This window comes from Pseudomonas sp. FW305-28, from assembly GCF_017351395.1.
Taxonomy (GTDB): domain Bacteria; phylum Pseudomonadota; class Gammaproteobacteria; order Pseudomonadales; family Pseudomonadaceae; genus Aquipseudomonas; species Aquipseudomonas fluorescens_AA.
Window position 1 is genome coordinate 1 of record NZ_JACNDD010000245.1, and the last position, 4,879, is coordinate 4,879.

Genomic DNA, 4,879 nt, shown 5'->3' on the forward strand with positions numbered 1-4,879 from the left:
GCTCTGCTGGATCAGCAGAAACAGCTGGTCATGGGCTACTCGGCGATTGCCGACGACGCCCTGATGCGCCCGATCGAGGTCGCCGGCAAAACCGTCGGCTGGCTGGCGGTGACGCCGTTCCAGAACGTGACCGAGGCTGGCGGTGAACGCTTTCGTCAGTATCTGGTGCGCACCAGCCTGGCCGTGGGTGTGCTCTCGTTGCTGTTGGCGATGCTGATTGCCTGGTGGATCGCCCGTACCCTGCTTGACCCGGTCAAGCGAGTGGCCGCCGCCACGCACCGGTTGGCCGCCGGGGAATACAGCAACCGCGTGTCGGTGGCCTCCAATGACGAAGTCGGTCAGTTGGCCCGAGACTTCAACCAGCTGGCGCATACGCTGGAACGCAACGAGAAAATGCGCAGGGAATTCATGGCCGATGTGTCCCACGAACTGCGCACCCCGTTGTCGGTATTGCGCGGTGAGCTGGAAGCCATCGAAGACGGCGTGCGCACCCTCGACCCATCCTCGATGAAATCGCTGCAAAGCGAAGTCAGCATGCTCAGCAAGCTGGTGGATGATCTCTACGAACTGTCCCTGGCCGATGTCGGCGCGCTGACCTACCGCAAGAGCGAATGCGATCTCAACGAACTGCTGGACAGTTGCGTGGCGATGTTCCTGGAGCGTTGCAATGCCCGGCATCTGCGTTTGAAACTGGAGCTGCCGACAACGCCGCTACGGTTGGAGGCCGACCCCAAACGCTTGCAGCAACTGTTCAGCAACCTGTTGGAAAATGCCGTGCGTTATACCGACGAGGGTGGCGTGCTGCGCATAAGTGCCGCCAACGAGGCCGATGTCGTGCGCATCGATTTTCTCGACTCCGGCCCCGGGGTCGATGCGGATCAATTGCCGCGACTGTTCGAGCGTTTTTACCGCGGCGAAACCTCACGCAATCGCGCCAGTGGCGGCGCCGGCCTGGGATTGGCCATCTGTCACAGCATCGCCCTGGCCCATGGCGGCAGCCTCAGCGCCGATCACTCGCCTTTGGGCGGCCTTTGGCTGACCCTGCGCCTGCCTCGGAACGCCTGAACCATGAGCAACGACAACCCGATCCTGATCGTCGAAGACGAACCCAAGCTGGCGGCGTTGATGCGCGACTACCTGATCGCCGCTGGCTACGCGACCCAATGCCTGGACAACGGCCTTCAAGTGGTACCGACGGTGCGGGCCAGCGAGCCGCGGTTGATCCTGCTCGACCTGATGCTGCCGGGACGCGACGGCCTGCAAGTGTGCCAGGAGCTGCGCAGCTTCAGCGCCGTGCCGATCATCATGATCACCGCCCGCGTGGAGGAAGTGGATCGCCTGCTCGGGCTGGACCTGGGGGCTGACGACTACATCTGCAAACCCTTCAGTCCCCGCGAGGTGGTCGCCCGGGTGAAAGCGATCCTGCGGCGCAGCCCGAATTTCCTGACCTCTGCGACGCCGCGCCTGCACATTGACGAAGAACAGTACCAAGCGTCCCTCGACGGCATCGCACTGGACCTTACCCCTCTGGAACTGCGTCTGCTCAGTACCCTCGCCCGCTCCCCGGGGCGGGTGTTTTCCCGGGATCAATTGCTCGACCGGATCTATTCCGATCATCGGGTGGTCACTGATCGCACCATCGATAGCCATATCCGTAATCTGCGGCGCAAGCTCGAACAGGCTTGCCCAGGAGAGCAGCCGATCGAGTCGTTGTATGGCGTGGGTTATCGGTTTCAGCTCGGCGAATCCTGAAGCGTCGCGTTGAAATCGAGCTTATTGTTCTGCCGAATAGATAACGGTTTGCGCCCTGTCACCCCCAGCAGGCCGACGAGTGAAGTAGGTGTCGCCTTCGTCGGTCTGGATCTCGTAGTCGGCCTTGCTGGCGACCCGACTCGATGCATCGCTGTGCTTGATGATTTTCAGCACTCGCTGGAACTTCACGCCTTGCGTGCCGTTCTGGGCGGGGCCGGTGAGCACATTGACCTTCTGAAACCAGCCTTCCTGCTTTTTGTTCGACACCAGGGTGCCGCTCAGCGCTTCAAAACGTTCGAGACGGGTAAACCCCCAGAGTGTCGGCTCCTCGACCACTTTGCCCGGGGTGGCGGAACCCGTGAAGACAAACAGGTTAAGGCTCGGATTGTCTTCGCAGAAGAAGTCATAAGGCACCAGACCGTCGACCATTCTCTTGCCGGGAACGAAACCCTTCTTATGAACCAGAAACATGAGCACCTCCACGCTGAAGCATCAGCAAACGCTGCGTAAGTTTGAGCGCAAAGTCTACTGAGGCGGGGCGTACAGGGCCGTCAAGCCAATGTAATATCGTGTAAAGATCACGCCCTGCGAGGCAAGCTGATTTCCACCGTCAACCCACCAGACGGCTCGTTGCGCGCCAGGATAGAGCCACCGTGTATCTCCACGGCCCTTGAGGCAATGGCCAGGCCCAGGCCGAAGCCGGCACTGACTTCGTTCAAGCCACGTTCGAACGGGTTGAAGATGCTCTGTAGCCGCGAATGCTCAACACCCGTGCCCTGATCGCTGATCTGTACCACCAGGCCATCTGCGGCGCCATTGACCTCGGCCACGACCATCACCGTGGTGTTTGGCCGGGTATGACGCACCGCGTTTCGAATGACGTTCTCGAAACACCGATACAACAGCTCACCGCTGACCCGACTGACAAACGCCGGGCACGCCTGCAAGGTGACCTGGCAGCCTTTCATTTGCGCTTCGAATCGAGCGTCCTCGACGATCACCGACAGCAATTCGACGACATCGATTGGCTCGCGCTCGATACTCTCCGGTCGCCCCTGCAGGCGTGCCAGGGTCAACAACGCCTCGATCAGCGTGTCCATGCGCACCGACTCACGGTCGATGCGTTCCACCATTTCCAGGCGAGCCGGATCTTGCTGCAGCAATCCGATGGCCGCTTGCATGCGGGTCAGCGGTGAGCGCAATTCGTGGGAGATGTCGTGCAACAAGTGTTGCTGGGCGTCTACCAACAGTTTCAACTGGTTGGCCATTCGGTCGCAGTCTTCGGCCAGATCGACGATCTCATCACGTCGCGCGCCCATGATCGGCTTGACCCGGGTCTCGAAGCGCCCCTGGGCCACGTCATTCATGGCGCGTCGAAGATAGGCCAGCGGCCATGCCAGGTAGAACGCCATGTAACCGCTGAACAGCGCACTCATGACCGTGCCGATGATCAACGGCGTCCAGTGGCTCGGCCCCCTGTCGCCTTCTTTGCCCAGGGGATGGGTTGACTTGAGCGACAGCACGATGCCGTCCTTGCTGATGACCGATCGCTCATAGGCCGGTTGCGGCACTGGCGTGCCGGCCAACAGCTGACCCGCGCTGTCATAGACACCAACGGCCTGGTCATCCGGGTGTTCCCACACCGCCAGCAGTTGCCGGCCCGACTCGATGCCAAACTGTCGCAATAGCTGCTCTTCAGTGGCCAGGACCGTTTCCAGATGAGGATCACCCGGCCTGGAACTGCCCATGACCAGGAAGCCCAGCCCGACCAGAAACGTCAAGCTGGTGGCGAGCCAGAACGCCAGGAACAGTTTCCAGAACAGCCGGCTGGGCTTCATCATTCGGCGATCAACAGGTAACCGAGGCCCCGCACGCTCTGGATCCAGGCCTTGGCATCGGGGCGCGGTCCCAGCTTGTGGCGAATGCTGCTGATGTGCACATCGATGCGTCGGTCATAGCGAGTCAAGGGACAACCCAGGGCATTGAGCGACAGGTTCTGTTTGCTCACCACTTGCCCGGCACAGCGGGCCAGTTCCTCGAGCAAACTGAACTCGGTGCTGGTCACCCCCAGCTCGCGCCCCTGCCAGAGCGCCTGGCGCTTGCCGGGCCACAGGACCAGCGGCCCGGTCCTGATCACTTCGCTGGATGGCCGATCCGCTGGCTGCACCCGGCGCATGATCGCCCGCAAACGCGCCACCAGCTCCCCCGGCGAACTGGGCTTGGGCACATAGTCATCGGCGCCCAGTTCCAGGCCGGTGATCTTGTCGATGTTGTCGCCACGAGCTGTCAGCAACACCACTGGCACCTGGCTCACGGCCCGAATGCGCCTGAGCACCTCGATACCCGACAACCGCGGCAGCATCACGTCCAGCACCACGATGCTATAGCGACCGGACAGCGCTTGCACCTCGCCCTCCTCCCCTGTGTGCACGGCAGTCGCCTCAAAGCCTTCGCGCTCCAGGTATTGGCTGAGCATTCCCGTCAGTTCCTGGTCATCGTCGACTAGCAATACAGAGATCATGGGACGCTCTTGAGTAGGTGTCGGCCCATTATCGCCCGTGTGCCGCGTACCGTCATCGCCACGGGCCAACCTTTACCTAACTTGACATTGGGTTAACCGCACCAAACGCAGCGAACTTTTATGCTTGCTCGCCACCAGCCCGCTCGCTCCCGCGGTGACTCGTCTTGCGGTGAGATATCCGCGTCCACCTACACCACCTGTCGATGTGTTCTGGATAAGATCTTGATGAATTTTTCGCGCCTGCTCTGCTCGGCTGCACTGCTGTTCAATGTCACACTTGCCCACGCCCAAGGTTTCAAGATTTCCGATATTCGCATCAACGGCCTCCAGCGCATCTCCGCAGGCAGTGTCTTCGGTGCCTTGCCATTGAACGTCGGCGATAACGCGGATGAGCGGCGCCTGGTGGAGTCCACGCGTGCGCTGTTCAAGACCGGCTTTTTCCAGGACATCCAACTGGGACACGACGGTGATGTCCTGGTCATCACCGTCGTCGAGCGTCCCTCCATCGCCAGTATCGAGATCGAAGGCAACAAGGCGATCTCCACCGAAGACCTGATGAAGGGCCTGAAACAATCCGGCCTGGCCGAAGGCGAGATCTTCCAGCGC

The 4,879-nt window shown here is 61.1% G+C and carries 6 protein-coding genes; 3 read left to right on the forward strand and 3 right to left on the reverse strand.

Features of this window, described 5'->3' with window-relative positions:
• Both J4E53_RS29655 and J4E53_RS29660 read left to right on the forward strand, forming a co-directional pair.
• Positions 1–1,065 (forward strand): ATP-binding protein (locus J4E53_RS29655; RefSeq protein ID WP_207268266.1); only part of this gene is annotated, 1,065 nt, incomplete at its 5' end.
• Between the two features lie 3 nt (positions 1,066–1,068).
• Positions 1,069–1,752 carry a response regulator gene (locus tag J4E53_RS29660; RefSeq protein WP_103311321.1) on the forward strand — a complete coding sequence of 228 codons (684 nt, stop codon included), beginning with the start codon at positions 1,069–1,071 and terminating at the stop codon, positions 1,750–1,752.
• A 21-nt stretch (positions 1,753–1,773) separates the two neighbouring features.
• On the opposite strand, the gene J4E53_RS29665 is transcribed toward J4E53_RS29660, so the two are convergent.
• The 3 genes from J4E53_RS29665 to J4E53_RS29675 form a co-directional block, all read right to left on the reverse strand.
• On the reverse strand, positions 1,774–2,223 hold the full coding sequence (locus J4E53_RS29665) for a hypothetical protein (protein ID WP_060738149.1): 450 nt from the start codon (positions 2,221–2,223) through the stop codon (positions 1,774–1,776).
• 107 nt (positions 2,224–2,330) lie between these two features.
• Positions 2,331–3,593 carry an ATP-binding protein gene (locus J4E53_RS29670; RefSeq protein WP_103311320.1) on the reverse strand — a complete coding sequence of 421 codons (1,263 nt, stop codon included), beginning with the start codon at positions 3,591–3,593 and terminating at the stop codon, positions 2,331–2,333.
• On the reverse strand, positions 3,590–4,273 hold the full coding sequence (locus tag J4E53_RS29675) for a response regulator transcription factor (protein ID WP_060738151.1): 684 nt from the start codon (positions 4,271–4,273) through the stop codon (positions 3,590–3,592). The genes J4E53_RS29670 and J4E53_RS29675 overlap by 4 nt, the downstream gene beginning before the upstream one ends.
• 225 nt (positions 4,274–4,498) lie before the next feature.
• Between J4E53_RS29675 and J4E53_RS29680 the strand changes: the two genes are divergently transcribed.
• A partial coding sequence (locus J4E53_RS29680; RefSeq protein ID WP_409077851.1) for a POTRA domain-containing protein occupies positions 4,499–4,879 on the forward strand: 381 nt, incomplete at its 3' end.

Coding starts and splice junctions, on each gene's coding strand:
- J4E53_RS29660 (WP_103311321.1), top strand. CDS start 1,069: ATGAGCAACGACAACCCGATCCTGATCGTCGAAGACGAACCCAAGCTG.
- J4E53_RS29670 (WP_103311320.1), bottom strand. CDS start 3,593: ATGATGAAGCCCAGCCGGCTGTTCTGGAAACTGTTCCTGGCGTTCTGG.
- J4E53_RS29675 (WP_060738151.1), bottom strand. CDS start 4,273: ATGATCTCTGTATTGCTAGTCGACGATGACCAGGAACTGACGGGAATG.
- J4E53_RS29665 (WP_060738149.1), bottom strand. CDS start 2,223: ATGTTTCTGGTTCATAAGAAGGGTTTCGTTCCCGGCAAGAGAATGGTC.